Genomic DNA, 776 nt, shown 5'->3' on the forward strand with positions numbered 1-776 from the left:
AGCGTACTGCGTATGATGGATATGGGTGCTCCCGGGTACCTTGTAGCCAGTGCTGTAAGGGCCGTGGTCGCACAGCGATTGGTACGTAAAGTCTGTACAGATTGTACCGTTGAAGATGAACTCGACGAATCACGTAAACAGTGGCTGAGCGAGCGTTTTCCAAATCAAGTATCGGCATCGTTTGTTAAAGGGCGTGGCTGTCAAAACTGTAACCTGACTGGCTATCGCGGCCGAATTGGTGTGTTCGAGATGCTAGAACTTGAACAAGACATGATGGATGCGCTGCGTGCCAACGATGCTGTAGGTTTTGCTCAGACCGCTAGACAGTCTGAAAACTAGAAGCCTCTGTTGGCGTCAGCAATGGAACTGGCGCTGAAGGGCGTCGTTAGCCTCGATGAGATCATGCACCTTGGTGAAGGTGATGCTTCGGGCTCTACTGACCCGATTCTGTTGTAGAGGTATAGAGTATGCCAACTTATCGTTATGTTGGTCGCGGTTCCGACGGGCGTCAGGTTTCCGGGCAATTAGAAGCCAACAGTGAAGAGCTTGCTGCAGAGAGTTTGATGGGCAAGGGAATTATTCCTACCTCTATCAAGCTTGGCAAAAGTGGTGAGTCGGTATTGGAGATGGACGTCTCCAGCCTATTTTCACCCAATGTTCCGCTAGAAGTGCTGGTGCTGTTCTGTCGTCAACTATATAGCCTGACGAAGGCCGGTGTACCGCTGCTGCGATCAATGAAAGGTCTGACTCAGAACTGTGAGAATAAGCAGCTCAAA

The 776-nt window shown here is 50.4% G+C and carries 2 pseudogenes; both read left to right on the top strand.

Going from position 1 to position 776, the window contains the following annotated elements:
- A pseudogene (locus KIV40_RS34495) lies at positions 1-456 on the top strand (MSHA biogenesis protein MshE); the annotation flags it as partial.
- An 11-nt stretch (positions 457-467) separates the two neighbouring features.
- A pseudogene (locus KIV40_RS34500) lies at positions 468-776 on the top strand (type II secretion system F family protein); the annotation flags it as partial.

This window comes from Vibrio sp. D173a, assembly GCF_030248475.1.